The 26,023-nt window shown below is 68.2% G+C and carries 23 protein-coding genes; 14 read left to right on the top strand and 9 right to left on the bottom strand.

Annotated elements, in window-relative coordinates:
* The first annotated feature begins 10 nt into the window (after positions 1 to 10).
* The 3 genes from FHY06_RS02825 to FHY06_RS02835 are packed head-to-tail and all read left to right on the top strand — an operon-like array spanning position 11 to position 3,775.
* A complete protein-coding gene (locus FHY06_RS02825; RefSeq protein WP_184603254.1) occupies positions 11 to 1,855 on the top strand; it encodes a DUF1800 domain-containing protein in 1,845 nt (614 codons plus the stop codon).
* Between the two features lie 25 nt (positions 1,856 to 1,880).
* Positions 1,881 to 3,377, top strand: a complete 1,497-nt coding sequence (locus FHY06_RS02830) for a DUF1501 domain-containing protein (protein WP_019652769.1) — start codon at positions 1,881 to 1,883, stop codon at positions 3,375 to 3,377.
* Positions 3,374 to 3,775: a hypothetical protein gene (locus FHY06_RS02835; protein WP_260309829.1), complete on the top strand. Its 402-nt coding sequence runs from the start codon at positions 3,374 to 3,376 to the stop codon at positions 3,773 to 3,775. The genes FHY06_RS02830 and FHY06_RS02835 overlap by 4 nt, the downstream gene beginning before the upstream one ends.
* Before the next feature lie 4 nt (positions 3,776 to 3,779).
* On the opposite strand, the gene FHY06_RS02840 is transcribed toward FHY06_RS02835, so the two are convergent.
* Genes FHY06_RS02840 through FHY06_RS02860 form a run of 5 tightly spaced genes read right to left on the bottom strand, consistent with a single transcriptional unit; the run spans position 3,780 to position 10,377 of the window.
* Entirely contained in the window at positions 3,780 to 4,139 is a 360-nt protein-coding gene (locus FHY06_RS02840; protein ID WP_019652767.1) for a response regulator, read from the bottom strand.
* The gene (locus FHY06_RS02845; RefSeq protein WP_019652766.1) at positions 4,136 to 5,383 is read right to left on the bottom strand and encodes a hybrid sensor histidine kinase/response regulator; all 1,248 of its coding nucleotides are present in this window, start codon (positions 5,381 to 5,383) and stop codon (positions 4,136 to 4,138) included. The genes FHY06_RS02840 and FHY06_RS02845 overlap by 4 nt, the downstream gene beginning before the upstream one ends.
* Positions 5,373 to 5,990 carry a chemotaxis protein CheB gene (locus FHY06_RS02850; RefSeq protein ID WP_184603257.1) on the bottom strand — a complete coding sequence of 206 codons (618 nt, stop codon included), beginning with the start codon at positions 5,988 to 5,990 and terminating at the stop codon, positions 5,373 to 5,375. Before FHY06_RS02850 ends, FHY06_RS02845 begins: the two co-directional genes overlap by 11 nt.
* On the bottom strand, positions 5,987 to 6,859 hold the full coding sequence (locus FHY06_RS02855) for a CheR family methyltransferase (protein ID WP_080647815.1): 873 nt from the start codon (positions 6,857 to 6,859) through the stop codon (positions 5,987 to 5,989). Before FHY06_RS02855 ends, FHY06_RS02850 begins: the two co-directional genes overlap by 4 nt.
* 14 nt (positions 6,860 to 6,873) lie before the next feature.
* The gene (locus tag FHY06_RS02860) at positions 6,874 to 10,377 is read right to left on the bottom strand and encodes a response regulator (RefSeq protein WP_184603259.1); all 3,504 of its coding nucleotides are present in this window, start codon (positions 10,375 to 10,377) and stop codon (positions 6,874 to 6,876) included.
* A gap of 149 nt (positions 10,378 to 10,526) precedes the next feature.
* Between FHY06_RS02860 and FHY06_RS02865 the strand changes: the two genes are divergently transcribed.
* The 3 genes from FHY06_RS02865 to FHY06_RS02875 all read left to right on the top strand — a co-directional run bounded on the left by FHY06_RS02865 (position 10,527) and on the right by FHY06_RS02875 (position 15,139).
* The gene (locus FHY06_RS02865; RefSeq protein WP_184603261.1) at positions 10,527 to 12,851 is read left to right on the top strand and encodes an ATP-dependent DNA helicase; all 2,325 of its coding nucleotides are present in this window, start codon (positions 10,527 to 10,529) and stop codon (positions 12,849 to 12,851) included.
* A gap of 233 nt (positions 12,852 to 13,084) precedes the next feature.
* Positions 13,085 to 14,440 carry a family 16 glycosylhydrolase gene (locus FHY06_RS02870; protein WP_184603263.1) on the top strand — a complete coding sequence of 452 codons (1,356 nt, stop codon included), beginning with the start codon at positions 13,085 to 13,087 and terminating at the stop codon, positions 14,438 to 14,440.
* A 9-nt stretch (positions 14,441 to 14,449) separates the two neighbouring features.
* Complete coding sequence (locus tag FHY06_RS02875) at positions 14,450 to 15,139, top strand: alpha-ketoglutarate-dependent dioxygenase AlkB (protein WP_019652760.1); 690 nt, start codon at positions 14,450 to 14,452, stop codon at positions 15,137 to 15,139.
* Here FHY06_RS02875 and FHY06_RS02880 read toward each other — a convergent pair.
* From FHY06_RS02880 to FHY06_RS02890, 3 genes are read right to left on the bottom strand one after another with little or no spacing between them, the layout of a single operon-like run.
* Positions 15,036 to 15,743, bottom strand: a complete 708-nt coding sequence (locus FHY06_RS02880; RefSeq protein ID WP_184603265.1) for a UdgX family uracil-DNA binding protein — start codon at positions 15,741 to 15,743, stop codon at positions 15,036 to 15,038. The genes FHY06_RS02875 and FHY06_RS02880 overlap by 104 nt on opposite strands.
* The gene (locus tag FHY06_RS02885) at positions 15,716 to 16,072 is read right to left on the bottom strand and encodes a four-helix bundle copper-binding protein (RefSeq protein ID WP_184603267.1); all 357 of its coding nucleotides are present in this window, start codon (positions 16,070 to 16,072) and stop codon (positions 15,716 to 15,718) included. Before FHY06_RS02885 ends, FHY06_RS02880 begins: the two co-directional genes overlap by 28 nt.
* A complete protein-coding gene (locus FHY06_RS02890; protein WP_126181747.1) occupies positions 16,069 to 16,272 on the bottom strand; it encodes a hypothetical protein in 204 nt (67 codons plus the stop codon). The genes FHY06_RS02885 and FHY06_RS02890 overlap by 4 nt, the downstream gene beginning before the upstream one ends.
* A 234-nt stretch (positions 16,273 to 16,506) precedes the next feature.
* On the opposite strand from FHY06_RS02890, the gene FHY06_RS02895 reads away from it, so the two are divergent.
* The 5 genes from FHY06_RS02895 (at position 16,507) to bioD (ending at position 21,366) form a co-directional block, all read left to right on the top strand.
* A complete protein-coding gene (locus FHY06_RS02895) occupies positions 16,507 to 16,818 on the top strand; it encodes a hypothetical protein (RefSeq protein ID WP_019652756.1) in 312 nt (103 codons plus the stop codon).
* A gap of 14 nt (positions 16,819 to 16,832) precedes the next feature.
* On the top strand, positions 16,833 to 17,699 hold the full coding sequence (locus tag FHY06_RS02900) for an NmrA family NAD(P)-binding protein (RefSeq protein ID WP_184603269.1): 867 nt from the start codon (positions 16,833 to 16,835) through the stop codon (positions 17,697 to 17,699).
* A 307-nt stretch (positions 17,700 to 18,006) separates the two neighbouring features.
* Entirely contained in the window at positions 18,007 to 19,392 is a 1,386-nt protein-coding gene (locus FHY06_RS02905; protein WP_184603271.1) for an adenosylmethionine--8-amino-7-oxononanoate transaminase, read from the top strand.
* Positions 19,376 to 20,611: an 8-amino-7-oxononanoate synthase gene (locus tag FHY06_RS02910; protein ID WP_184603273.1), complete on the top strand. Its 1,236-nt coding sequence runs from the start codon at positions 19,376 to 19,378 to the stop codon at positions 20,609 to 20,611. Before FHY06_RS02905 ends, FHY06_RS02910 begins: the two co-directional genes overlap by 17 nt.
* Entirely contained in the window at positions 20,608 to 21,366 is a 759-nt protein-coding gene (gene bioD, locus FHY06_RS02915; protein WP_145759288.1) for a dethiobiotin synthase, read from the top strand. The genes FHY06_RS02910 and bioD overlap by 4 nt, the downstream gene beginning before the upstream one ends.
* Here bioD and FHY06_RS02920 read toward each other — a convergent pair.
* Positions 21,349 to 22,401, bottom strand: coding sequence for an aldo/keto reductase (locus FHY06_RS02920; RefSeq protein WP_184603275.1), 1,053 nt, complete (start codon positions 22,399 to 22,401; stop codon positions 21,349 to 21,351). The two genes, bioD and FHY06_RS02920, sit on opposite strands and share 18 nt — an antisense overlap.
* A 257-nt stretch (positions 22,402 to 22,658) precedes the next feature.
* Between FHY06_RS02920 and FHY06_RS02925 the strand changes: the two genes are divergently transcribed.
* The 3 genes from FHY06_RS02925 (at position 22,659) to FHY06_RS02935 (ending at position 25,966) form a co-directional block, all read left to right on the top strand.
* Complete coding sequence (locus FHY06_RS02925) at positions 22,659 to 23,651, top strand: AraC family transcriptional regulator (RefSeq protein ID WP_019652750.1); 993 nt, start codon at positions 22,659 to 22,661, stop codon at positions 23,649 to 23,651.
* Between the two features lie 27 nt (positions 23,652 to 23,678).
* On the top strand, positions 23,679 to 24,608 hold the full coding sequence (locus FHY06_RS02930) for a cation diffusion facilitator family transporter (RefSeq protein ID WP_184603277.1): 930 nt from the start codon (positions 23,679 to 23,681) through the stop codon (positions 24,606 to 24,608).
* A 125-nt stretch (positions 24,609 to 24,733) separates the two neighbouring features.
* On the top strand, positions 24,734 to 25,966 hold the full coding sequence (locus FHY06_RS02935; RefSeq protein ID WP_019652748.1) for a class I SAM-dependent methyltransferase: 1,233 nt from the start codon (positions 24,734 to 24,736) through the stop codon (positions 25,964 to 25,966).
* Positions 25,967 to 26,023: the final 57 nt, after the last annotated feature.

Here is a 26,023-nt window from a genome sequence, read left to right on the forward strand (position 1 = left end):
AGCGAGGATCATGTTGGAACAGCTGGAGGCCGGGCCCGCAACACCGGCCGACGAGGTGGTGTACGTCGCGCAGACGGCAAACGCCCGGGAAGACGCAGCGGCGCCTCACGGCTCCCGCCCACTGAAGGCAGCGGCTGCGTTCTCGATCGCATCGGCGCTGGCCGCCTGCGGCGGCGGAGGTGGAGGAGGGAGCGGCGGGGCCGGCGGCTTCGGCTTTCCTATCGGCGGCGGTGGCGTCGCACCCGGCTCCAACCCGGCCACCCCAACGCCCGATACCGGCCCCTACCACTACACCCAGGCCCAGTCCGACGCGGAGGCCGCGCGCTTCCTGCTCCAGGCCCAGTTCTCCGCTTCCGAGGACGAGATCGTCGCCGTGCGCGCCAAGGGCTACCTGCCGTGGCTCAGCGAACAGCTCGCCGCGCCGCGCCAGCCGTCGGCCTGGGAGTGGGTCAACAGCAAGACGTATGGCAAGGTGGAAACCGATGCCATGATCTGGCGCCAGCTCATGATGGCGGCGGATCCGGTGCGCAAGCGCATGGCGCTGGCGCTCAGCGAAATCTTCGTGGTCTCGGGCACCGAGATCGGATCGAGCTGGCCCACGGCCATGATGGCCCAGTACTGGGACATGCTCGCCAACGGCGTCACCGCCAACTTCCGCCAGCTGCTGGAAGACGTGACGCTGAATCCCGCGATGGGCTTCTATCTCAACACCCGCGGCAACAGAAAGGAAGACGCTTCCGGCCGCCAGCCCGACGAAAACTACGCGCGCGAGGTCATGCAGCTCATGACCATCGGCCTCTACCAGCTCGAAGCCGACGGCGCCGTGAAGACCGGCGCCGATGGCCAGCCGATCGAGACCTACGTGCAGAACGACGTGACCAACCTCGCGCGCGTGTTCACCGGCTACGACCTCGACATCCGCTCGTCCGAGCGCAACGGCTTCACTCCTCCGGGGGCCAGCTACACCATCGAGACCAACGCGTGGACCACGCGTCCCATGGCCTTCACGGCCGCCAACCACTCGATGCTGGAGGCACGCTTCCTGGGCGCCACCGTTCCCGCCGGAACGGCCGGCCCGGCGGCGCTGAAGATCGCGCTCGACACGCTCTTCAACCATCCGAACGTCGGGCCCTTCATCGGCCGGCAGCTGATCCAGCGGCTGGTCACCAGCAACCCGAGCCCAGCCTATGTGAAGCGCGTGGCCGACATCTTCGCGAACAACGGCGCGGGCGTGCGCGGCGACATGAAGAGCGTGTTCGCCGCCGTGCTGATCGACGACGAGGCGCGCGGCCCCGCTGGCCTTGCCGATCCGAACTTCGGCCACCTGCGCGAGCCCATGCTGCGGTTCGTGCAATGGGGGCGCACCTTCGGCATCGGCTCGGCATCGGACAACTGGAACATCGGAAATACCTTCGATCCGAGTTCGAGCCTGGGCCAGTGCCCGCTGCGCTCGCCCTCGGTCTTCAACTTCTTCCGGCCGGGCTACGTGCCGCCCTCGACCGCGATCGCCAGCAACAAGATGGTCGCGCCCGAGTTCCAGCTGGTCAACGAGACCAGCGTGGGCGGCTATCTCAACTTCCTGCAAGGCAAGCTGCAGAACGGCTTCGACAACAAGGACGTGATCGCCACCTATACGGCCGAGAAGGCGCTGGTGAACGATCCCGCCGCGCTGGTGCGCCGGCTCAACCTGCTGCTCACCGGCAACCAGCTCTCGGCCGCCACGGTCGCGCTGATCACCGACGCGCTGAGCAAGGCGCCGCTGGCGAACCCCACCACCGACGCCCGCAGGCTAGACCTCATCTGCGCCGGCGTGCTGCTGGTGATGGGCTCGCCCGAATACCTCGTGCAGAAATGAAGACAGAAGCCGGAGCGAACCGAACATGCACCTGATCGATCCCGCCCGCCACACGCGCCGCGCGTTCCTGCGCCGCTCGGGCCAACTCGCGATGGCCGGCACCGCGCTGCCTTTCGCGCTCAACCTCGCCGCCATGGGCGAGGCCGCGGCCCAGGCCGCACCGGGCGACGACTACAAGGCGCTGGTCTGCGTCTTCCTCTTCGGCGGCAACGACTACGCCAACACGCTCGTCAACTTCGACACCGACAGCTACAACAAGTACAGCACCATCCGCGGCGGCATCGCGCTGCCGTACGCGGGCCTCGCAGCCACCGAACTCAAACCCGACGTGGCGCTCGGCAGCGGCCGCAAGTACGCGCTGAACCCGACGATGGGCGGCCTTGCCACGCTCTTCGACCAAGGCAAGATGGCCGTGCAGCTCAACGTCGGCCCGCTCATCAAGCCGCTCACGCGCGCGCAGTTCAACAGCACGAACCGCCGGGATTTCCCGATTCCGCCCAAGCTCTTCTCGCACAACGACCAGCAGTCGATCTGGCAGTCGTCGTCGCCCGAGGGCTCGACCATCGGCTGGGGCGGCAACCTCGGCGACCTGATGCTCGGCGGACAGCGCAATGCGTCGCTGTTCACCTGCATCTCGGTGGCGGGCAACGCGGTGTTCCTGTCGGGCGACGAGGCGCTGCAGTACCAGGTCGGCACGGGCGGCGCGGTTCGCATCAACAGCGTGAGCCCGGCAACCGGCAGCGTGTACGGCTCCTCGGCCGTCAAGGCCGCCATGCAGCAGATCGCGCAACAGGCGCGCGGCCATACGCTGGAGAACGAATACAACAAGGTCACGCTGCGCGCGGTGGAGGCGGAAGGAAGGATCACCTCCGCCATCCAGTCCGATGTCATGGACGTCACCTTTCCCACCAACGGCAACAACCTGGCCGCCCAGCTCAAGATGGTCGCCCGCCTCATCCGCGGGCGCGCCTCGCTGGGCGTGAAGCGCCAGGTGTTCTTCGTTTCCATGGGCGGCTACGACCTGCACGACGACCTCGACACCAAGCAGGGGCCGCTGATGCAGCGCCTGTCCGACGCCCTGGTCGCATTCCAGGCGCAGATGGAAGCCCTCCAGATCGCCGACAAGGTCGTGGCCTTCACCGCCTCGGACTTCGGCCGCACCCTGTCGAGCAACGGCAACGGTTCCGACCACGGCTGGGGCAGCCATCATTTCGTGATTGGCGGTACCGGCCCTGACAAGGGTTCGGGCAAGGGCCCGGGCGCGGTGAAAGGCAAGGCCTTCTACGGCACGCCGCCGCCGGTGAGCGTGGGCAACACCTCGGCCGACGACGACCAGTGGCACGTCGGGCAGGGGCGGCTGCTGCCGACCACCTCGGTCGACCAGTACGCGGCGACGCTGGCCAAGTGGTTCGGCGTGCCCGATTCGGACCTCAACGGCATCCTGCCGAACCTGAAGAATTTCAACAACATCACAGCGCCGAGCGGCATCAGCTACCCGCGCGACATGGGGTTCATGACATGAACACAGCAATGAGCAGCATGGCCAGCATGAGCGCCATCGGCGGCCTCAACGGCATGGAGGGCGGCGCCAGCGTGAACTTCAGCGCCGAGCCCCACGACGAACCGCGCACTCCCGAGCGCAGCAAGGGCGTGACCCACGTGCGCCCCTTCACCAGCGTGGACGCGGCCATCGCGGCGGTGGAGTCGCTGGACCGCGAGCTCAGGAAGTTCGAGCTCGCCGTGGCCGACAGCCTGCAGGACTACCTCGGCGTGCAGATGGCGCAGATCACCGACTGCGCGCTGGCGCGCGGCTGGGAGCCGGTGAGCTTCATGCAGCGCGAGGGCTTTCGCGTCTATCGCTACGAGGCGATGCGCAGCCCGCGCAAGGGCAGGAAGGAAAGGCGCAGCCGCGAGGGCTGAGCGCCTAGCCGCCGGCCGCGAGGATCTGCTCGAGCCTTGCGAAGTCGACCGGCTTCTGCAGATGGTGGTCGAAGAGCCCTTCGGCAGAGCGGCCGTTGGAGTCCTGCACCGAGAAGCCCGAGATCGCGATCAGCAGCCTGGGCGTGCCTTCGCGGGTGCTCTCGCGCAGTTGTCGCGCCACTTCGGTTCCCGGCAGGTCGGGAAGGCTGAGGTCGATCAGCGCCGCATCGAAGCTTCCGGCGGCGGCCGCGTCAAGCGCCTGCCGCGCCGTGTAGGTGCAGCGCGCGGTGTGGTCGAGCAGGCTCAGCAGCTCCTGCAGCAGGTCGGCCGAGGCCTGGTTGTCGTCGACGATGAGCACGTTCACTGGGAGCTCTTCTTTCCGTCAGGTTGGGTGTCAGATGGGTTGGCAAGCACGGCGGGCACCTGCAGCGGCAGCTCGACCGTGAAGCGCGACCCCTCTCCGGGTGCGCTCTCCACGTCGATGCGCCCGCCGTGCAGGTCGACGATCTTGCGGGTGATGAAGAGGCCGAGGCCCAGGCCGGCCGCGTGCTTGCGGCTGTCGTCGGTGCGCTCGAACTGCTCGAAGATGCGGGCCTGGTCTTCCGGCGCGATGCCGATGCCCTGGTCGCGCACGCTCACGCGGGCCGTGTCGCCCGACTGTTGCACGAGCATTTCGACGGGCTTGCCGCCGCCGTAGCGCATCGCGTTGGTCAGCAGGTTGGTCAGCACCTGCTCGATGCGGAATTCGTCCCATGCGCCGCGCAGCTCGGCCGGCGCCGACAGCGTGACGACCGTGCCCGCGGCCTCGGCCTGCTGGCGCAGGTTTTCCACCACTGCCTTCGCCAGGGCCGAGAGATCCGTCGGCTGGGGCTTGATGGACAGCGCGTCGCGCCTGAGCCGCGTGACGTCGAGCATGTCGTCGATCAGCCGCACCATGTTGCGGATCTGCCGCTGGTCCCGCTCGATCATCGCGGGCAGCCGTTCGGGCGAGAAGCTGGCGAGGTTGCCCTTCGAAAGATGCAGCTGCCGCAGTTGCGCCTCGAGGTAGAGGGTGTTCAGCGGCGTGCGCAGCTCGTGCGACACCATCGACATGAAGTCGTCGCGCATGCGCACCGCGCGCTCCAGGTCGTGCTGCGTCTGCTGCAGCTGCTGCACCAGCTCTTCCTGCTTCTTGTGCGCGGCGGCCAGCAGGTCCATCTCGTGGCGCAGGGCCTTGCGGTGCTGGTAGAGGTCGACGAACACGTTCACCTTGCTGACGACGGCGTGCGGGTCCAGCGGCTTGTGCAGGAAGTCGACCGCGCCGCTCTCGTAGCCCTGGAAGGCGTAGTTCAGTTCGCGGCCCGCCGCGCTCACGAAGATGATGGGAATGTGCCGCGTGCGCTCGGTGCCGCGCATCAGTTCGGCGAGCTCGAAGCCGTTCATGCCGGGCATCTGCACGTCGACGATGGCCAGCGCGAATTCGTGCTCCAGCAGCAGCGCGAGGGCGGCCTCGGCCGAGCCCGCGCGGTAGGCGGTGCGGCCGGGCGCGCGGATCAGCGCCTCCAGGGCCAGCAGGTTTTCCGGCAGGTCGTCCACGAGCAGCAGCTTGCTTTCGATGTCAATGTTCATGGACGGCCTCCAGTTGGAGCAGCAGGGCGCGCAGGTCGCGCAGCGGCAGCACGTAGTCGGGGAGATGGCGCGCGATGGCGGCCTGGGGCATGGTGGGAATCTGTGCTTCCTCCGGTTCCTGGACGGCCGTGAGCCCGCCGGCCAGATGGATGCGGTGCAGGCCTTCGGCGCCATCCTCGTTCGCGCCGGTCAGCAGGAAGCCGGCCAGTGCCGATCCGTAGACGTCGGCGGCGGAGCCCATCAGCAGGTCGATGGACGGGCGCGAGAAGAGCACCGGCGGTTCGCAGCTCAGCGAGAACGCACGCTCGCGCTCGATCGACAGGTGATAGCCCGGCGGCGCGAAATACAGGCAGCCGGGCGCGAAGGGCATCTTGTCGTTGGCCTCGTGCACGGGAATGGGCAGCCGCTGCGCGAAGATCTCGGCCAGTCGGCTCTCGTGTTCCTCGGGCAGGTGCAGCACCACCGCCATCGGAATGTGCCAGCTGGCGGGCAGGTCTTCCAGCAGCACCGAGAGCGCATCGATGCCGCCGGCCGAGGCGCCCAGCACCACGGCATCGACGCGCTTGCGCACCGGCGAACGCAGCTGGCGTTTCATCTGGCGCGTCATGTGGCTTTCTTGCGGTAGATGCGTTCGGCGCGCGCATGCGCGTCGAAGCGGTCGGCGTAGCTCGAGAAATCGATGCTTTCCTTCGACCCGAGCCCGAGAAAGCCGCGGTGCGACAGCGACTCGTGGAACAGGCCCAGGGCCCGGTCCTGCAACTCGCGGTTGAAGTAGATCAGCACGTTGCGGCACGACACGAGCTGGGTTTCCGCGAACACGCTGTCCGTCGCCAGGCTGTGGTCGGCGAAGATCACGTCGGCGCACAGCGAGGGGTCGAAGCGCGCGGCCTCGTAGGCGGCGGTGTAGTAGTCGGAGAACTCGCCGCGCCCGCCGGCTCGCTGGTAGTTCGCGGTGTAGCCGCGGATGGCCTCCAGCGGGAAGATGCCCTGCCTGGCCTTCTCCAGCGATGCGGGGTTGATGTCGGTGGCGTAGATCTGGGTGCGCGCCAGCAGCCCTTCCTCGCGCAGCAGGATTGCCAGCGAGAACACTTCCTCGCCCGTGCTGCAGCCTGCCACCCAGACCTTGACCGAAGGGTAGGTGTGCAGGATCGGCACCACGTGCTGCCTGAGCGCCAGGAAGTAGGACGGGTCGCGGAACATCTCGCTCACCGGGATCGTCAGGAACTGCAGCAGCCGCCCGAAGAGCGCCGGGTCGCGCAGCACGCGCTCCTGCAGCGCGGAGATGTTGGCGAATCCCAGCTGGTCGAGCGCGTACAGCACCCGGCGCTTCTGCGAGGCGGTGGTGTAGTTGCGGAAGTCGTAGCTGTACTTGAGGTAGATGGCCTCCATCAGCAGGCGCAGCTCGATCTCGGTGTCGCTCAGCGGAGGCAGCGGCGCTGCATTCGCTGCAGTCGCCGGTGCGCCGGCCCTGGACATGTCGTTGCGTGCGATCACAGCCGCTCCATCTTCGGCAGCCAGACGCGCAGCAGCGAGAACAGGCGCTCCAGGTCCACCGGCTTGGCGAGGTAGTCGTTGGCGCCCGCGGCCAGGCACTGCTCGCGGTCGTCCTTGGTGGCCTTGGCGGTGATGGCGATCACCGGCATGTCGGCGAAGCGCGGGTTGCCGCGCAGGCGGCGCGTGGCTTCCAGACCGTCCATCTCCGGCATCATCACGTCCATCAGCACCAGGTCGATCTCGCTGACCTGGTCGAGCCGCTCGAGCGCCTCGCGGCCGTTGCGGCCGATCTCGACGATGGCGCCGCGCTGTTCCAGCGCGCTGGTCAGCGCGAAGATGTTGCGCACGTCGTCGTCCACCAGCAGGATCGTGCGGCCCTCGAAGATGCGGTCGCGCCCGCGCGCCGTCTTCAGCATGCCCTGGCGCTCGCTCGACAGCTCGGCCTCCACCTTGTGCAGGAACAGCGTCACCTCGTCGAGCAGGCGCTCGGGCGAACGTGCGCCCTTGATGATGATCGAGCGCGAGTAGCGCTGCAGCTCGGCTTCTTCCTCGCGCGTGAGGTTGCGCCCGGTGTAGACGATGACCGGCGGAAACGACACGATCTCCTCCGCCGCCATCGCCTTCAGCAGCTCGCTGCCCTGCATGTCGGGCAGCTTGAGGTCGGTGATCATGCAGTCGAAGACGCGGGTGCGCAGCAGCTCCAGCGCCTCCTCGCCGGAGCCGACGGCGACGATCTCGATGTCGTCGTCGCCGATCAGCTGGATGACGCTCTCGCGCTGCAGCTCGTCGTCTTCCACCAGCAGCACGACCTTGACCTTCTGCGTGAGCTTTTCCTCCAGCCGTGCGAACACCTTCATCAGCTCGTCGCGGGTGGCCGGCTTCAGCGCGTAGCCGACCGCGCCCATCTGCAGCGCCGCGCCCTGGGCGCTCTCGGCGGCCGACACCACGTGGATCGGGATGTGACGGGTGTGCGGCGAATCCTTCAGCCGCTGCAGCAGGTCGAGGCCGGTGCTGTCGGGCAGGCGCATGTCCAGCAGGATCGCGTCGGGCAGGAACTGCGTGGCCAGCTCGAAGCCATCGGCCGCGCCGTGAGCCACGAGGCACCTGTAGCCCAGCTCGTGCGCCAGGTCGTAGAGGATGTGGGCGAACTGAGGCTCGTCCTCGACCACCAGCACGCGGCGGACCTGGTCGCGCGGCAGGCTGCGGTCGTCGGCGAACTGCGGCGCCGGCACCGGGGCAGGGGGCTTGGGTGCCAGCGAGGGATGCGCGGGCTGCGCAGGGGCCGGCGAGTGCGCGGCCCGGTGCGCCGGAGTGGCCGGCGGCCTGGGCTGCTGCTGATGGCCGGGCGAGGCCTGGGGCGCCTGCGCCGGCAGCTGCAGCGTGAAGGTGCTGCCCTGGCCGGGCGTGCTCTCGACCGTGAGCGTGCCGCCCAGCAGCTGCGTGAGGTCGCGCGAGATCGACAGGCCGAGGCCGGTGCCGCCGTAGCGCCGGCTGGTGGTGCCGTCCGCCTGGCGGAAGGCCTCGAAGATCAGCTCGTGCTGCGTCGGGTCGATGCCGATGCCCGAATCGGACACCGCGAAGGCCGCGCCGCCGTCGGCCGTGGGCGAGATGGCGAGCCTCACTTCGCCGCTGTCGGTGAACTTGATCGCGTTCGACAGCAGGTTCTTCAGGATCTGCTCCACCCGCTGCCGGTCGGTCAACAGCGAAGCCGGCGCGTCGGGGCTCAAGTCGAGCCTGAAGCCGAGCTTCTTCTGCATGCAAAGGGGCGCGAAGGTGTTCTCCAGGCTCTCGGCCAGCTTGGCCAGGGGCACGTTCTCGGTCACCACTTCGAGCTTGCCGGCCTCGACCTTCGCGATGTCGAGGATGTCGTTGATCAGCACCAGCAGGTCGTTGCCCGACGCGTAGATCGATTCCGCGAACTTCACCTGCTCGGCCGTCAGGTTGCCCTGCGGGTTGTCGCCCAGCAGCTTGGCGAGGATCAGCGCGCTGTTTAGCGGCGTGCGCAGCTCGTGCGACATGTTGGCAAGGAATTCCGACTTGTAGCGGCTCGCGCGCTGGAGTTCGTCGGCGCGGTCCTCCAGGTCGCGCTGTACGCGGCGCAGCGCGTTGTTGCGCTGGTCGAGCGCCTCGGTGCGCTCGGAAAGCTGGCTGTTCGTCTGCTCCAGCTCGGCCTGCTGGTTCTCGAGCATGGCCTGGGAGGCGCGCAGCGCGCGCGACTGTTCCTCCAGCTCCTCGTTGGCGGTGCGCAGCTCTTCCTGCTGCACCTGCAGCTCCTCGTTGAGCTGCTGGGTTTCGGCCAGCACATCCTGAAGCTGCTCGCGGTAGCGCGCGGCCGCCAGCGAGGTGCCGATGTCGTCCGCCACCATGTCCACGAGCTGGCTGCCGCGCTCGTCCAGCGTGCCGGGCAGGCCGAGCTCGACCACGCCGTTGACCATGCCGCTGCTGCCCACCGGCACCAGCAGCACCGCCTTCGGCGCCATCTCGCCCAGGCCGGAGTTGACCTTCAGGTACGCGGCGTCGATCGGATCGATCAGCATGCGCCGGTTCTCGGCGGCGGCCTGGCCGACCAGGCTTTCGGTGGGCGAGAAGACCTGCGGCATGGCCTCCGCGGCACTGGAGAAGCCGTAGCTCGCCGCCCGGCGCAGCGGACCGTGGCGCTCGCGCACATAGATGGCGCCGACCGAGGTGCCCAGGTGGCGGGAGAAGAAGGAGAGGATCTTGCGCCCCATGTCCGGTGCGCTGAGCTCCCCGACCAGGTCGCCGACCAGCTCGGTCTGCGTACCGCGCAGCCAGGCTTCGTGCGCGAGCCGGTCGTTGTGCTCGGCCTGCTTCTTGAGCACCACGTCGTAGCTGTCGGACAGCCGCACCAGCTGCCTGCGCCCGAAGTAGGCCACCAGGCCGGTGAAGCCCAGCGTGAACAGCAGGAAGAGCCCGACCACCCACCAGGCGGTGCGGTTGGCGTCGCTGTTGCGCTGGAAGCGCAGGGCCTGCTCGGTCTCCATGAAGGCGGTGAACTCGGCCCGCATGCTGTCGGTCAGGCGCTTGCCGCGGCCCACGCGCACCTGCAGCTGGGCGTCGTCGCCCTTGCGGCGGGCGGCGATCAGGTCGGCGGCGTACTGGTTCCAGGTCTCCTGGATGGCCGCGATGCGGTTGACCCGCTCCACCTGCTGGCGGTTGTCGGAGACCAGTTCACGCAGCGCCGTCGTCCCGGCCTTGACCCGAGGCAGCGCATCGCGATACGGATCGAGGAAGCTCTCGTCCCCGGTGATCACGAAGCCGCGCATGCCGGTTTCCATGTCGATGCTCTGGCGCTGGAGCTCGCTGGCGGCGCGGCTGACCCGGTCGGTGTGCTCGACCCATCCGATGGTCGACAGCAGGAACAGGATCAGCCCCACGAACACCACGGCGCCGAACAGACCGCCGATCAGGGGAAGCTTGATGTTGCGGCTCAGGAGCCGCTCGAAGTCGTCGGGATCGATCGCGGTGGGTGTTGTCGTCATCGGTGCCGTTTGTAAGCAAATCTTTTCAAGTTTGACCGAGAAAAACGCGCGCCCCTGTCGGAGAAGTTCCCGACAGACGAGCCCGGGCTGCGCAGCGACGAGAAAAAAGGGCGCCTCGCTATACTGTGATTTCGTACAGTGAGTGCCAGATGGGCTCCGAACCCCTCCATCCGCAAGACGCGCCTCCAGCTCCCGCCGTCCATACCGTGTCCGTCAAGGCCCTGTGCGCCTTCGGCGCGAAGGCGGGCGACCTGGACCTGCGCTTCGTGCCGGCGCCCAGCGCGCTCGAAGGCATGGCCGGCCATGCGCTGGTGCAGCACAGGCGCGGCGGCGACTACGAGTGCGAGGTCGCCCTCGAATCCACCTGCGGCAGCGTGCATGTGCGGGGCCGCGCCGACGGCTACGAGCCCGACAGGGCCAGGGTCGAGGAGATCAAGACCTTCCGCGGCGACTTCGACGCCATCCGCGGCAACCACCGCGCGCTGCACTGGGCGCAGGCCCGCACCTACGGCTGGATGCTGTGCGAGCGCGACGGACACGACGAAATGGCCGTGGCGCTGGTCTATCTCGACGTCGCCACCGGCGAGGAAACCGTGCTCGAAGAGCATCACACCCGCGAGGGCCTGCGCGAGCACTTCGAACTGCTGTGCGGCCGCTATGCCGCCTGGGCCGCGAGTGAAGCCGAGCACCGCGCCGCGCTCGACGGTACGCTGGCCACGCTTTCGTTTCCGTACGGCAGTTTCCGGGCCGGCCAGCGCGAGCTTGCCGAGGCCGTCTACCGAGCCGGCGCAGGGGGACGCTGCCTGCTGGCGCAGGCGCCCACCGGCATCGGCAAGACGCTGGCCACCATCTTTCCGCTGCTGAAGGCGCGCGCGGCCCGGAAGGTCGACCGCCTGTTCTTCCTCACTGCCAAGACCTCGGGCCGGCCGGTGGCGCTGCACGCGCTGCGCATGCTGGACAAGGGCAGGGGGCCGGCCAGGCTGCGCGTGCTCGAACTCGCGGCGCGCGAGAAGGTCTGCGAATACCCCGACCGCGCCTGCCACGGCGACGCATGCCCGCTGGCCAGGGGCTTCTACGACCGCCTGCCGGCCGCGCGCGAGCAGGCCGTGCAGGTGGCATGGCTCGATCGCGAGGCGCTGCGCGAGATCGGCCTTGCGCACGAAGTCTGCCCGTATTTCCTTGCGCAGGAGATGGCGCACTGGGCCGATGCCGTCGTCGGCGACTACAACTACTACTTCGACAGCAGCGCCTTCCTCTATGCCGTGATGCGCGAGGCCGGCTGGCGCGCCGCCGTGCTGGTCGACGAAGCCCACAACCTGCTCGAACGCGCACGCGGCATGTACACGGCCGAGCTCGACGGCGGCGCACTGGAGGAGGCCCACCGCGCGGCGCCCGCCGTGCTGCGCGGTCCGCTCGCGCGGGTGTTCCGCGAATGGGACACGGTGCAGCAGTCGCAGCAGGCCGACTACGAAGCGGCAGACGAGATCCCGGAGCGCTTCCTGCGCACGCTGCAGGCCGCCAACACCGCCATGGCCGAGCATTTCGCCGCCACGCCCGAGTCTTCGCAGGGCCCCTTGCAGCGCTTCTTCTTCGACGCGCTGCACTTCGCCCGGCTGGCCGAGGCCTTCGGCGACCACTCGGTGTTCGAGCGCACGCTAGGCGCCACGCAGCAGGCGCGCCGCCTGGCCATCCGCAACCTCGTGCCGGCGCCGTTCCTGCACAGCCGCTTCGCGGAGGCGGCGTCGGTCATCTGCTTCTCGGGCACGCTGTCGCCTTTCGAGTTCTATCGCGATGCCCTTGGCGTGCCGGAGGACGCTGCATTGCTCGACGTGGCCTCGCCGTTTCGCAGCGCGCAGCTGCACGTGGAGGTGGCGACCGGCGTGTCGACGCGCTTTCGCGATCGCGCGGGCTCGCTGCGCGACGTGGCCGACATCATCGGCGCTCAGTTCGAGCGACTGCCCGGCAACTACCTGGCCTTCTTCAGCAGCTTCGACTACCTCGAGAAGGCCTGCGCGGCTTTTTCGCTGAGGCACCCCGGCGTTCCCGTGTGGACCCAGACGCGCGGCATGCGCGAGGCCGACCGCCAGGGCTTCGTGGCGCGCTTCGAGGAGGGCGGGCAGGGCATCGGCTTCGCGGTGCTGGGCGGCGCTTTCGGCGAGGGCATCGACCTGCCGGGCAGCCGCCTGATCGGGGCCTTCGTGGCCAGCCTGGGCCTGCCTCAATACAACGCGATCAACGAGATCACGCGCGAGCGCATGCAGGCGCGCTTCGGCAAGGGCTACGAATACACCTACCTCTACCCCGGCCTCCAGAAAGTGGTGCAGGCCGCCGGCCGCGTCATCCGCACCGAGGAAGACCAGGGCGTGCTGCACCTGCTGGACGACCGCTTCGCACGCGCCGAGATCCGAGAGCTTCTGCCGCGGTGGTGGCAGGTGCAACTGGTTGGCCGGAGTCAGGAATACCGACATGGATGAGCGTGGCGTGCGCGTTATCGGCGGCCGCTGGTCGGGTCGAATTGCGGTGCGACTGAGCCGTTCGTGCTTGCATATCTTTTCTGTCTGCAAATTGCGAGTTGTTGGCGATTGTTTTCGGTTTTCCGGATAATGAATTTATGTGATTTAAACGATCGAAATGAGCAGTTTTTCTCTGGGCCGTCTTTCAGGCTGCTTAGACTCGAAGAGGTAATTCATCAATTAGCTATCTCTTCATGAAATCAATCTTTTCAAACTCTGAATCGGAAATCCCGAAAAACTCTCGCCGGCAGTTCCTGCAAAAGGGCGCACAAACTGCCACTGCGATTTGGGGCGGCCTGGCGCTGACGGGATGCGGAGGAGGAGGAGGAGGAGGAGGAGGAGGAGGAGGAGGAGGAGGAGGAGGAGGCGCCATCACTCCAAGTGGTGCGGGACTGTTTCCGGCTTCCGGGAACTCAAATGGACAGGCGGCGGTGCCGGCTCTCGAAAACTCGGCGCCGCAATCCGTAAACAATTCGAATGCCGAGAATTCGCCTGGACCCGCTGCAGGTGGCACTGTCGACGAGAGTTTTTCCTCTGTCACGACACACCCGGTCATTCAGTCTTTCGTTCCTTCGGCCGAGGTTCCGGGAAAATTGATTGTTATCACTGGCGCCAAATTCGACTCTACAGCTGTCGTCAGCTTCGGCGGGGTGGCGGCAACGAAAGTCAGCGTCGATTCGGACACGCGGATTTCGGTCACGGTGCCCGCGTTGGCCGCGTCCGGGCCAATCACCGTAAAGACGACGGCGGGAGCCAGTCAGTCGAGCGCCCAGTTCTCCGTGCTGTCGGCACCCGCGCCGGCTGCTGGTTATCGGCTCGCCTGGCACGACGAGTTCGATGGCACCAGCTTGGACAAGAGGCGCTGGAGAGCACATGGCGGTACCCGGGGCGATGCCACCCATGCGCCCGATGCGATTGAGGTCGCCAACGGCGTCCTGACGATTTCGACCTATACGGATCCCGAGACGGGCAAGCACTGCACGGGCTTCCTGGACACGAACACCGGTGACCAAGGCAGGTTCACCTTCGGCTATTTCGAGGCCCGCGTGCGCTTCGTGAGCATGCCCGGCCAGTGGTCGGCCTTCTGGCTGATGTCGAACATGAACAAGGTCTACGTGCCCGAGGACCCCAGTCTCGGGGTGGAGATCGACATCATCGAACATCGCGCGGTCGTGGAGAACAACGCAGGAAACGTCCGCAACCAGCATTCCAGTGCAATTCACTGGAATGGCTACGCGAAGGACGAGATGCAGACAGTCGGCAGCGGGCAGAAGCAACTGCCGGCGGGCCAGTCGTTCGCCGAATGGCATACCGTGGGTGTACTTTGGACTCCCTCGGGCTACCAGTTCTTCTTCGATGGAAATCCATACTGGGACACGACGATGGGGCTCTCCATGTCCCCGGAGTTCATCCGGCTCACCAGCGAAATCAAGGATCTCTACTGGGCTGGCAATATTCCGGCCGAAGGCTACGGCCGGCTGGGCGCCAGCACCAACGGGACCATGCAGATCGATTGGGTTCGCGTCTGGCAACTTCCCACACCTCCCTGACGGACCCTCATGACGCGCGCCGCCAGACGCCTCGAACACGCCGGACAGCCTGACCTGTTCGGCGAAGCGCCTGCGGCTGCGATCGAAGGGCTGCGCTATGAGAACGGGTTCCTCTCGCGTGAGGAGGAAGCCGGCCTGCTGGCCATCGTGCAGGCCCTGCCGCTCAAGGAGATGCGCTACAAGGAATACACCGCCCGGCGCAGGGGCACGAGCTTCGGCGGCAGCTACGACTTCGACACCAACCGCCTGAAGCCCGGCGCGCCGCTGCCCCCTGAGCTGCATCCGCTTCGCGACAAGGCGGCGGCCTGGGCCGGCATCGCGCCCGAAGAACTCACGCACATGCTGATCGCCGAGTACCGGCCGGGCACACCGCTAGGCTGGCATCGCGACGTGCCTGATTTCGAGGACATCGTCGGCGTGTCGCTGCACAACGATGCCGTCATGCAGTTCAGGCCCTACGTGCCTGGCGCGTCCTCTTCGGGGCCACCAACGCTCGAGTTCCTGGTGGAGCCGCGCTCCATCTATCTGCTGCGCGGACCCGCGCGGTGGGCCTGGCAGCACGCGATCGCGCCCACCGAGGCGCTGCGCTACTCCATCACCCTGCGAACGCGGGCTCGACGCGAACGGACTTCTTCTCTTTCTGTTCGTCCTTCTTCCGCCGGGGAGCGAAGAGAGACGCCGCCGCCGAGAGGTCGCTGATCCAGGCGTTCCAGGCCGCTTCGCGCTGGGCCGGATCGCCGCGCAGCAGCGCCGACGGATGCAGCGTGACAAGCACTCGCCGTCCCGCCGCATCTTCCTGCCACTGGCCGCGCAGCTTCGTCACGGCCACGGTGCGTCCGAGCAGCGAGCGGGCGGCCGTCGCGCCCAGCGCGACGATGGCGCGCGGCCGTACCAGCTGAAGCTCGCTCTCCAGCCAGTGATGGCAGGCCTCGGCTTCTCGCTGGCCAGGGGTCTTGTGCATGCGACGCCTGCCGCGCCATTCGTACTTGAAGTGCTTGACCGCGTTGGTCACGTACAGCTTCTCGCGCGACCAGCCGAGTTGCGCCACGGCCCGGTCGAAGAGCTTGCCGGCCGGCCCCACGAAGGGGCGGCCGGCGAGGTCTTCCTTGTCGCCGGGCTGTTCGCCCACGAACATCAGTACCGGGCGCACAGGGCCCTCGCCGAACACGGACTGCGTCGCGTACTGTCCGATCGGGCACTCGCGACAGGCGTCGGTCGCCTCGTCGAGCGCCCGCAGCGCAGCCTGCGCCTCGCGAACGGTGATGCGCCGGCCGTTCAGGCCGCTGCCGCCATGGTCCGGCATTCTTCCTCGCACTGCCTGCAGGCTTCGGCGCAGCGCTGGCAGTGATCCGCGTCGTGGCTGCCGCATTCGGCGGCGCAGCGCTGGCAGATTTCGGCGCACATGCCGCATGCGACCACGACGTTGTCGCTGCCCCGTGCCATCAGGCCGGCAGCGAAGGCGCAGGCCGCGGCGCAGTCGATGTCCAGCGCGATGCATCGCGCCATGCCGCTCATTCCTTCGGCAAGGCAGGCGGCGGCGCATCGGTTGCATGCCAGGGCGCAGTCGTTGCAGGCAGCGATGCAGTGGTCGATGGAGCTGCCGGCAGTACTGGCAGAGGTCGCCGGCGTCATCTCGAACCTCCGCGCCGGGCCTGAAGCTGGTTGCCGGCGCCGACGTGGCTCTCGCGGTCGTTGCGGCTTTCGGGCGTGCGCCGCGGCTCGTTCCTCGGCGTGGGCGGCTGGTTGCCTGCCTTGTTGTGTCGGGTGGGCAGGGTGTCGTGCTCGTCGGTGGTGACGGCGTCGGGGTCTTGATGCTGCTTGGCGGATGTCATGGGATGGAACTCCTTCGTGGAAAGTCGGGGAGGCCACTTGCCTCTCGTATCTCTTGTGCGTCTGCCCCTGCATGGCGCATGTGGGAATGGGCCCACCCTGCGCGTCGGCCCGGTGGAAGCCGGCCGGGCAACCCACGACGGACGGCTCCGACGCTCGGCGCGCTCTTCTTCTTACCCGCGCAGCCTGCGACGCGCACAGCATGAAAGCTCCTCAACCAACCGCAGGAGCAACGCATGCCTAGAGGCGACAAGTCGTCCTATACGGACAAGCAGAAGCGACAGGCCGAACACATCGAGAAAGGCTACGAACATCGCGGCGTCGGCAAGGGCGAGGCGGAACGCCGGGCCTGGGCGACGGTGAATGCCGAGACCGGCGGAGGCAAGAAGAGCGGCTCTGGCCGCGGCAAGTCGGAGAACCACGGACCCTCGCGCAAGGGCGGAAAGCTCGGCGGCGCTGCGGCGGCGCATCGCACCGCGGCCGAGCGATCGGCCTCCGCCAGGAAGGCCGCCGCCACGCGCAAGCGCAACGCCGAGAAGCGCGGCTGAGCGCGGGGCTGCCGATGCACATCGTCCTGGGGGCGACCGGCCATGTCGGCTCGGCGGTCGCGCAGGCCCTGCTGGAGCGCAGCGAGCCGGTCACCGTGGTCACGCGCGATGCGCACAAGGCCCAGGCCTTGCGTACCAAGGGAGCGCACGTGGCGCAGGTAGACGTGTTCGACACGCATGCGCTGCGCCGGGTGTTCATGGGCGGTCGGCGCGTCTTCGTGCTGAACCCGCCGGCGCCGCCTTCGTCGGACACCTCGGCGCACGAGTCGAGGAGCGCGCACGCCATCGTTGCGGCGCTCGAGGGTTGCCAGCTCGAGAAGATCGTCGCCGAGTCGACCTACGGTGCACAGCCTGGCGAAGGCGTCGGCGACCTCAGCGTGCTGTACGAGCTCGAAAAGGCGCTCGCCGCCGGCCCGACGCCGTTCAGCGCACTTCGCGCCGCCTACTACATGAGCAACTGGGACGCCTCGCTGGACACCGCGCGCAGGCAGGGCAGGGTCCACAGCATGTTCCCGAAGGACTTCAAGCTGCCGATGGTGGCGCCGCACGACATCGGCCAGTTCGCCGCGAAGCTGATGCTGGGCCCGGCCGAATCATCGGGGCCATTCCATGTCGAGGGGCCTGAGCGCTACTCGCCGGGCGACGTGGCGCGTGCGTTCTCCGAAGCGCTCGGCAAGCCGGTGGAACTGGTCGAAACGCCTCGCGAGCAACTGGAGCAGGCCTTCTCGTCGCTGGGCTTTTCCGAGGCCGCCGCGAAGTCGTATGCCGCGATGACGCGGGCCACGATAGACCAACACTACGAACCGGCGACCAGGCCGGTGCGCGGTGCGATCACCCTGCGCGAATACATCACCGCGCTGGTGAGGAGAAGCTCCGGTTGACACGGTGGGGCGGGGGCTTCGAAAACCCGCCAGGATGCATGTCCGAAATTCGTGCGCGGCGCGATGAAGCCCCGGAAACCAGACATTCGCGACCTGTTTCTGGCGCCAGCCGGACAACTTTCGTTTTCCCGCCGCTCGCATGCGGCGGCAAGAAGCCTGCTCGATCCGCGACGTTGCCCTGAACCTGGCGGCTATGTCGCGCAACGTCGCCGATCACCGCGCCTTCGTGCGCGCCCGGATGAGGTTTGTAGCAGCTCGAACGCGTCGATACGATCCCGCGCCTTGCCCTCATGAAAGGACTTCGCGGGTGCTTCCGACCGACGTTTCTTCCCCATCCTCCAACGCCGACCTGCAACAGCGCAGCCGGCGCCATGTCTGGCATCCGTGCACGCAGAGCATCCGCCTGGAGGCGGTGCCGCCGCTTCCCATCGCGCGCGGCGAAGGCGTGTGGCTCTTCGACCAGGAAGGCCGCCGCTACATGGACGCCACCAGCTCATGGTGGGTCAACCTCTTCGGCCATGCGCATCCGGCGATCAACGCCGCGCTGAAGCGGCAACTCGACACACTCCCGCACGTGATGCTCGCCGGCTGCACGCACGAGCCGGCGGTGGAGCTCGCGCAGCGGCTGTCGGGGCTCACGGGTGGCGTGCTCGGGCACTGCTTCTACGCCTCCGACGGCGCCTCGGCGGTCGAGATCGCGCTGAAGATGAGCTTTCATTTCTGGCGCAACGCGGGCCGCGGCGACAAGCGGCGCTTCGTCGCGATCAGACACGGCTACCACGGCGAGACGCTGGGCGCGCTGCATGTGACCGACGTGCCCGTGTTCCGCGACGCCTATGCGCCATTGCTCGCCGATTCGCTCCTGGTCGCTTCACCCGATGCGCGCAATGCCGCTGCGGGCGAGAGCGAAGCCGATGCCGCCCACCGCGCAGCCGCCGAACTGGAGGCGGTGCTGGCCGAGCAGCACGGCACCATCGCCGCCGTGATCGTCGAGCCGCTGGTGCAATGCGCCGCCGGCATGGCGATGCACGATCCCGAATACCTGCGCTGCGTGCGCGCGCTGTGCGACCGCTACGGCGTGCACCTCATCGCCGACGAGATCGCCGTGGGCTGCGGGCGCACCGGCACCTTCTTCGCCTGCGAGCAGGCAGGCATCTGGCCGGACTTCGTGTGCCTGTCCAAAGGGATCAGTGGCGGCTACCTGCCGCTGGCGCTGGTGATGACGCGCGACGCCATCCACGACGCCTTCATCGACGACGACGCGACGCGCAGCTTCCTGCATTCGCACTCGTACACCGGCAACGCGCTGGCCTGCCGCGCGGCGCTGGCGACGCTGGACCTGTTCGAGGCCGAGAACGCATTGCAGCGCAACCAGGGCAGGGCGGCGCGCCTGCTCGAGCGGTTGCGGAAGGGCCTGGAAGGCCGGGAGGTGGAGCACCTGAGGCAGCGCGGAATGATCACCGCCTTCGACGTGCGCGAGCCGGGCGAGCGCTTTGCGGAGCGCTTCCATCTTGCGGCGCGCGCGCAGGGGCTGCTGATGCGGCCCATCGGCAATACCGTCTACCTGATGCCCCCCTACGCCATCGGCGACGACGAGATCGACCTGCTGGTCGACGGCACGCTCGCCACGCTGGACGCCGTCGCGGCCACGAACCCGAAGATGGAAGGAGCCCGCTATGTCGCGCTTGCTTGACCGACTGCAGGGCGAGATCGACGCGCTCGACGCCCAGTCGCTGCGCCGCCGCAGGCAGGTCGCCGAGAGCGCCTGCGCGCCGGTGCAGACGCTCACGCTGGCCGGCACCTCAGCGCCGCGCACCATGCTCTGCTTCAGCAGCAACGACTACCTCGGCCTGGCGGCGCACCCCGCGCTGGCGATGGCCCTGGCCGAGGGCGCCGCGCTGTACGGCGCGGGCAGCGGCGGCTCCCACCTGATCCTGGGGCACTCGCGTGCGCATGCGCAGCTCGAGGAAACGCTCGCCGGATGGATGGCGCCCTTCATTCCCGAGGCGCGCAGCCTTTTCTTCTGCACCGGCTACATGGCCAACCTCGCGGTGCTGACCGCGCTCGGCGGGGCGGAGGCGGTGATCTTCTCGGAGGAGCTCAACCACGCCTCGCTGATCGACGGTGCCCGGCTGGCGAGGGCGCGCGTGGAGCGCTATGCGCACTGCGACGTGGCGGCGCTCAATGCGCAGCTCGCCGCCTGCGACGCACCGGTGAAGCTCATCGTGAGCGACGCGGTGTTCAGCATGGACGGCAACGTCGCGCCCGTGGCCGAACTGCTGGCGCTGGCCGAGAAGCATGATGCCTGGCTGGTGATCGACGATGCGCACGGTTTCGGCGTGCTGGGCGCCAGCGGACGCGGCGTGCCCGAGGCGCTGGGCCTGCATTCGCATCGGCTGGTGCTGGTGGGCACCCTTGGCAAGGCGGCGGGCGTGTCCGGCGCATTCGTGGCGGCGCACCGCACCGTCATCGACTACCTGGTGCAGCGCGCGCGGCCTTACATCTTCACCACGGCCGCGCCGCCGGCGCTCGCGCATGCGCTGCTCGCGAGCCTGGCGCTGATCGGCGGTGAGGAGGGCGCCGAACGCCGCGCGCGGCTCAGGGAGCGCATAGCCCAGCTGCGAAGCGGGCTGGCGTCGGTGCTGCCGGCCGACGGCAGCGCCTGGCTTCCCGAGTCGCCGACCGCGATCCAGCCGCTGATCGTGGGGGACAACACGCGTGCGATGCGGACGATGGCGCAGCTCGATGCGCACGGCCTGCGCGTCGGCGCGATCCGACCGCCGACGGTGCCCGCGGGCACGGCGCGGCTGCGCATCGCGCTGTCGGCCAGCCATACCGAGTCCGACGTCGCGCGATTGGTCGATGCGCTGGGCGAGGCCCTGGCCGGGCAGCGCTCGAAGGAGGCCGCATGAGCATGACGCAGCCTCGGCGCCGCTGGTTCGTGACGGGCACGGACACCGGCATCGGCAAGACGCTGGTGAGCAGCGCCATGCTGAGCCTGCTGGCCGGATCGGGCCTGCGCGCGGTCGGCATGAAGCCGGTGGCGGCAGGCCTCGAGGAGGTCGACGGTGCCTGGCGCAACGAAGACGTGGAGCAGCTGCAGGCCGCCGGCAATGTCGATGCACCGCTGGCACTGCGCTGCCCTTATCTGCTGCGCGCGCCGATGTCGCCGCATCTGGCGGCAAGGCAGGAGGGCGTGCAGATCGCGCTGCAGCCGCTGCTCTCGGCCTTCGAAGAACTTTCGGAGCGTGCCGACGCGGTGGTGGTCGAGGGTGTGGGCGGCTTCTGCGTGCCCTTCGGCGACGACCTCGACAGCGCCGACCTCGCTGTGGCGCTGGGGCTGCCGGTGATCCTGGTGGTGGGCCTGAGGCTGGGCTGCCTCAACCACGCGCTGCTGAGCGCCGAGGCGATCCGCGCGCGCGGCCTGGTGCTGGCCGGCTGGGTGGCGAGCATGGTCGATCCGTCGATGCTCGCGCCGCAGGCCAACCTGCAGACGCTGCGCGCGAGGCTCGGTGCGCCGCTGCTGGGCGTCGTGCCGCATCTGGAGAAGCCCGATGCGGCAGGCGCGGCCCGCCACATCGACCTGCGCGCGTTGCGGGCGACGGCGGGGCATGCAGCACGCCGCAGCGCCTTGCTGCAGGCAGCGGCATCAGCCGCGGCGTGCTGACTCTTCCAGCCGCTTGCCGCGCACGCCGCCCTGGCGCTCCAGCATCCAGCCAGGGTATTCGGCCGGCAGCGCGCTCACCTTGTCCAGCGCGGCGAGCTCGTCGGCCGTGAGCTTGATGGCGGTGGCCGCGATGTTGTCGTCCAGCTGCTCGACGCGCTTGGCGCCGATGATCACGCTGGTCACCACCTGCTGGTGCAGCAGCCACGCCAGCGCGATCTGCGCCACCGACACGCCGCGCGATTCGGCCAGGCCGCGCATCACGTCGATGCAGTCGTAGGCGCGCTCGACGTTGACCGGCGGAAAGTCGAAGTTGGTGCGGCGGCTGCCTTTCTCGGCCTCGGTGTTGCGGCCGTACTTGCCGCTGAGCAGGCCGCCCGCGAGAGGGCTCCACACCATCAGGCCGACGTTCTCGCTGCGCAGCAGCGGCACCAGCTCGCGCTCCAGGTCGCGCCCGGCGATGGTGTAGTAGGCCTGCAGCGACTCGAAGCGCGCCAGCCGGCCGCGTTCGGCGATGCCCAGCGCCTTGGCGATCTGCCAGGCGGCCCAGTTCGACACGCCCACGTAGCGCACGTGGCCTTGCCGCACCAGGTTGTCGAGTGCGTGCACCGTCTCCTCGATGGGCGTGACGGGGTCGAAGCCGTGGATCTGGTAGAGGTCGATGTGGTCGAGCTGCAGGCGCTGCAGGCTGGCCTTCACGCCGTCCATGATGTGGAAACGCGAGGCGCCGGCGGAGTTGACGCCCTTGCTGCCGGTCTCTCCCAGCACCTTGGTGGCCAGCACGAAGCTGTCGCGCGGCACCTTGAGGTTCTTCAGCGCCTGGCCGGTGATGACCTCCGACTGGCCCTCCGAATACACGTCGGCCGTGTCGATGAAGTTGATGCCGGCGTCCAGCGAGCGGCCGATCAGCCCCTCGGCCTCCGACTGCTGCAGGTTGCCGATCTGGCCCCAGATGCCGGAGGAGCCGCCGAAGGTCATGGTGCCCAGGCAGAGTTCGGAGACGAATAGGCCGGTGCGGCCGAACTTGCGGTATTGCATGGAAAGGTTCCTTTGTGGGAAGGGGCCGAAGGGAAAGAAGGCAGGGAAGGAGCGAAAGGCCCGATCCGCCGGAAAAGTATCCCGCCGGCTTCCGTTCCCCGGCGAGCGCGTTCCTGCAAAGTATTTGCCTGATTCTCCAGACCTCCCGCGCGGGGCGTGCGAAGCGGCGGGAGGAGCGCTAAGCTTCCGATCGCTCATTCCTCCAGGGGCCGTCCGGTCGTTTCCGCGGCTCCCCATCGCGACAAGGCTCCAGAAACATGTCCGACGAAACACCCGAAATCGCCGCCGCCATCGCCCAGCCGATGCCGCTCGACCCCGAACTCGAAGAAGCCCGCAAGCAGCTCGTGGCGCTCATCGAGCACATCACGCAGGGGCAGGAAGGCACCGTCGTCACCGCCGTCCCCGGTCTGCAGGTGTTCTGCATCCGCAAGCCCGAAGGGCCCAAGCACGGCTTCGCGTCCCCCGCTTTGGGGCTGATCGCGCAGGGCTCCAAGCGCATCATCGTGGGCGACGACATCTACGTGTACGACCCCATGCACTACCTCGTGACTTCCGTCGACCTGCCCGTGTGCGGCCAGGTGTGCGTCAAGAGCGAGGACGAGCCCTACCTGGGCGTGCGGCTCGAGCTGGCGCTCGACGAGATCGGCGACCTCATCGGCGACGAGAAGCTGCCGGCCAAGGCCAACGCGCCGGCCTCGCGCGGCATGTACGTCAACCGCATCGCCATGCCGGTGCTGGAGCCGGTGCTGCGCCTGCTGCGGCTGCTCGATACGCCGGAAGACGTGCCCATCGTCGCGCCGCTGATCAAGCGCGAGATCATGTATCGCCTGCTGGTCAACGGCGAGGGCGCCCGGCTGCGGCAGATCGCCCTGCAGGACAGCCACACGCAGCGCATCACCAAGGCCATCAGCGCGCTGCGCATGAACTATGCCCAGTCGCTGCGGGTGGAAGACATGGCGCGCGCGGTGCACATGAGCGTGTCGTCGTTCCACCACCACTTCAAGGCGGTGACCGCGATGAGCCCGCTGCAGTACCAGAAGCAGCTGCGTCTGCAGGAGGCGCGCCGGCAGATGCTGATCGCAGGCGCCGACGTGGCGAGCGCCGCGCACAGCGTGGGCTACGAGAGCACCTCGCAGTTCGCCCGCGAGTACGGCCGCATGTTCGGCGCGCCCCCGCTGCGCGACAAGCGCCGCTGGCTGGGCGAGGCGGGCAACGACGCGATGGGCGCCGCTTCCATGGAGGCTGCGTGAGCCTGCCGGCACGCGGAGCTGCGCCGCGTGGCTGAATCGAAGATCGCCATCTACGGCGCCATCGGCGCCAACGTGGCGATCGCGGCCACCAAGTTCGTCGTCGCGGGCATCACCGGCAGCTCGGCGATGCTGTCGGAAGGCGTGCATTCGGCGGTCGACACCTTCAACGGCGTGCTGCTGCTGGTGGGCCTGCACCTGAGCAAGCGGCCCGCGACGGCGGAGCACCCGTTCGGGCACGGCAAGGAGCTCTACTTCTGGAGCCTGATCGTCGCGGTGCTGATCTTCGGCCTGGGCGGAGGCGTGTCGTTCTTCGAGGGCGTGCAGCACATCCGCCAGCCGGAGCCGATGCGCGATCCGTTCTGGAATTACGTCGTGCTGGCCGCTGCGGCGCTCTTCGAGGGCACGAGCTTCCTGATCGCTCTGCGGCAGTTTCGCGCGCAGGCACGCGGATTGCCCCTCTGGCAGGCGCTCGACCGCAGCAAGGACCCGACCACCTACACCGTGCTGGCCGAGGATTCCGCCGCGCTGGTGGGCCTGGCGGTCGCCGCGCTCGGCATCTACCTGAGCCATGCGCTGGACATGCCCGAACTCGACGGCGTGGCCTCGGTGATCATCGGCGTGCTGCTGGCGGGCGTGGCGGTGGTGCTGGTCGCGCAGGCGCGCGGGCTGCTGATCGGCGAGGGTATCCGCCCCGAGACCGCCCGCGCCATCCGCGCGATGGCCATGGAGCAGGAATGCGTGGAGGAGGTGGGGCACATCCTCTCGATGTACATCGGCCCCGACGAGGTGCTCGTGATCGTCGACGTCAACTTCAAGGACGACACGCCCACCGGCGAGGCGGCCGATGCCATCGCGGCCATCGAGAAGCAGGCGCGTGCGCGTTTCCCGATGATCAGGCGGATCTTCATCGAGGCGAGCGAGGCACCCGCACCGGCCAGGACCAGCGACGCCTTGTAGCACTTGCCGCGATTTCTTGCGTCGTCCCGGCCATGCAGGCTTCGCGAAACTTCGCTATCGTTTTGCCCGCTGCAGCAACCCGCCCGCCCCTTCGGGCGGGAGAACTCAACAACACGGAGAAATGCATGCTTTGGGAAAAGAAGCTGGCGCAGTGGAGCGCCGCGGTCCGCGAGCGCGCCAACCTGCCGGCGCGGCTCACCCTGTGGGATGGCCAGTCCTTCGACTTCGGCACCTTCAGCGGACCCGCCGTCACGCTGCACGTGAAATCGCCAGCCGCGCTGTCGCTGATGCTGCAGCCCACGCTCGACAACCTGGGCGAGGCCTACGTCAAGAGCAAGATCGACATCGAGGGCAAGCTCAGCGACGTGATCGACATCGCCTACGGCCTGGCCAGGACATCGATCGACAAGCCGGGCGGCGCGCTGCAGAACATGGCGCGCTACTTCACGCACACCAAGTCCTCGGACAAGAAGTCCATCCAGTACCACTACGACGTTTCCAACGAGTTCTACCAGCTGTGGCTCGACCCGAACATGGTGTACTCGTGCGCCTACTTCGAGAACGGCGATGAAGACCTTGCCACCGCGCAGCTCAAGAAGATCGACCACATCCTCACCAAGATCGAGCTGAAGCCGGGCCAGACCCTGCTCGACATCGGCTGCGGCTGGGGCGCGCTGGTGATCCGCGCGGCACAGAAGTTCGGCGCGCGCTGCGTGGGTGTGACGCTGTCGCAGAACCAGTTCGACCTCGCGACCGAGCGGGTGAAGGCCGCCGGTTTGGAAGACCGCATCGAGATCCGCCTGCAGGACTATCGCGACGTGACAGGCCAGTTCGACCGCATCACCAGCGTCGGCATGTTCGAGCATGTAGGCCGCAAGAACCTGCCCGACTACTTCAGGCGCGTGCAGCAGCTGCTGGCCGACGACGGCGTGGTGATGAACCACGGCATCACCTCGTCCGACCCCGAAGGGGGCGGCGTGTCGTACGGCGGCGGCGACTTCATCGACCGCTACGTGTTCCCCAACGGCGAGCTGCCGCACATCAGCCTCGCGCTGCAGGCCATGCAGCAGGGCGGGCTCGAGGCCTTCGACGTGGAGAATCTGCGCCGCCACTACGCGCAGACGCTGCGCTTCTGGAGCGACGCCTACGAGGCCAACAGCGAGAAGGCGCGCGCCCTGGTCGACGAGGAGAAGTTCCGCATCTGGCGCGTATACCTCGCGGGCTGCGCCTATGCCTTCGAGAACGACGACGTGGCGATCTACCAGGTCGTCGGGCGCAAGGCGGGCAGGCCGGCGAAGACGCTGCCCTGGTCGCGCCGCTACATCTACGACGGCACTTCGGCGCTGAACGCCGGCTGAGCTCGCTCGGGCTCGGGCGCCCGAGAGCCCGAGCCAGCGACAGGGGCTCATGGCGTC

This window comes from Variovorax atrisoli (assembly GCF_014195185.1).
GTDB lineage: Bacteria > Pseudomonadota > Gammaproteobacteria > Burkholderiales > Burkholderiaceae_C > Variovorax > Variovorax atrisoli.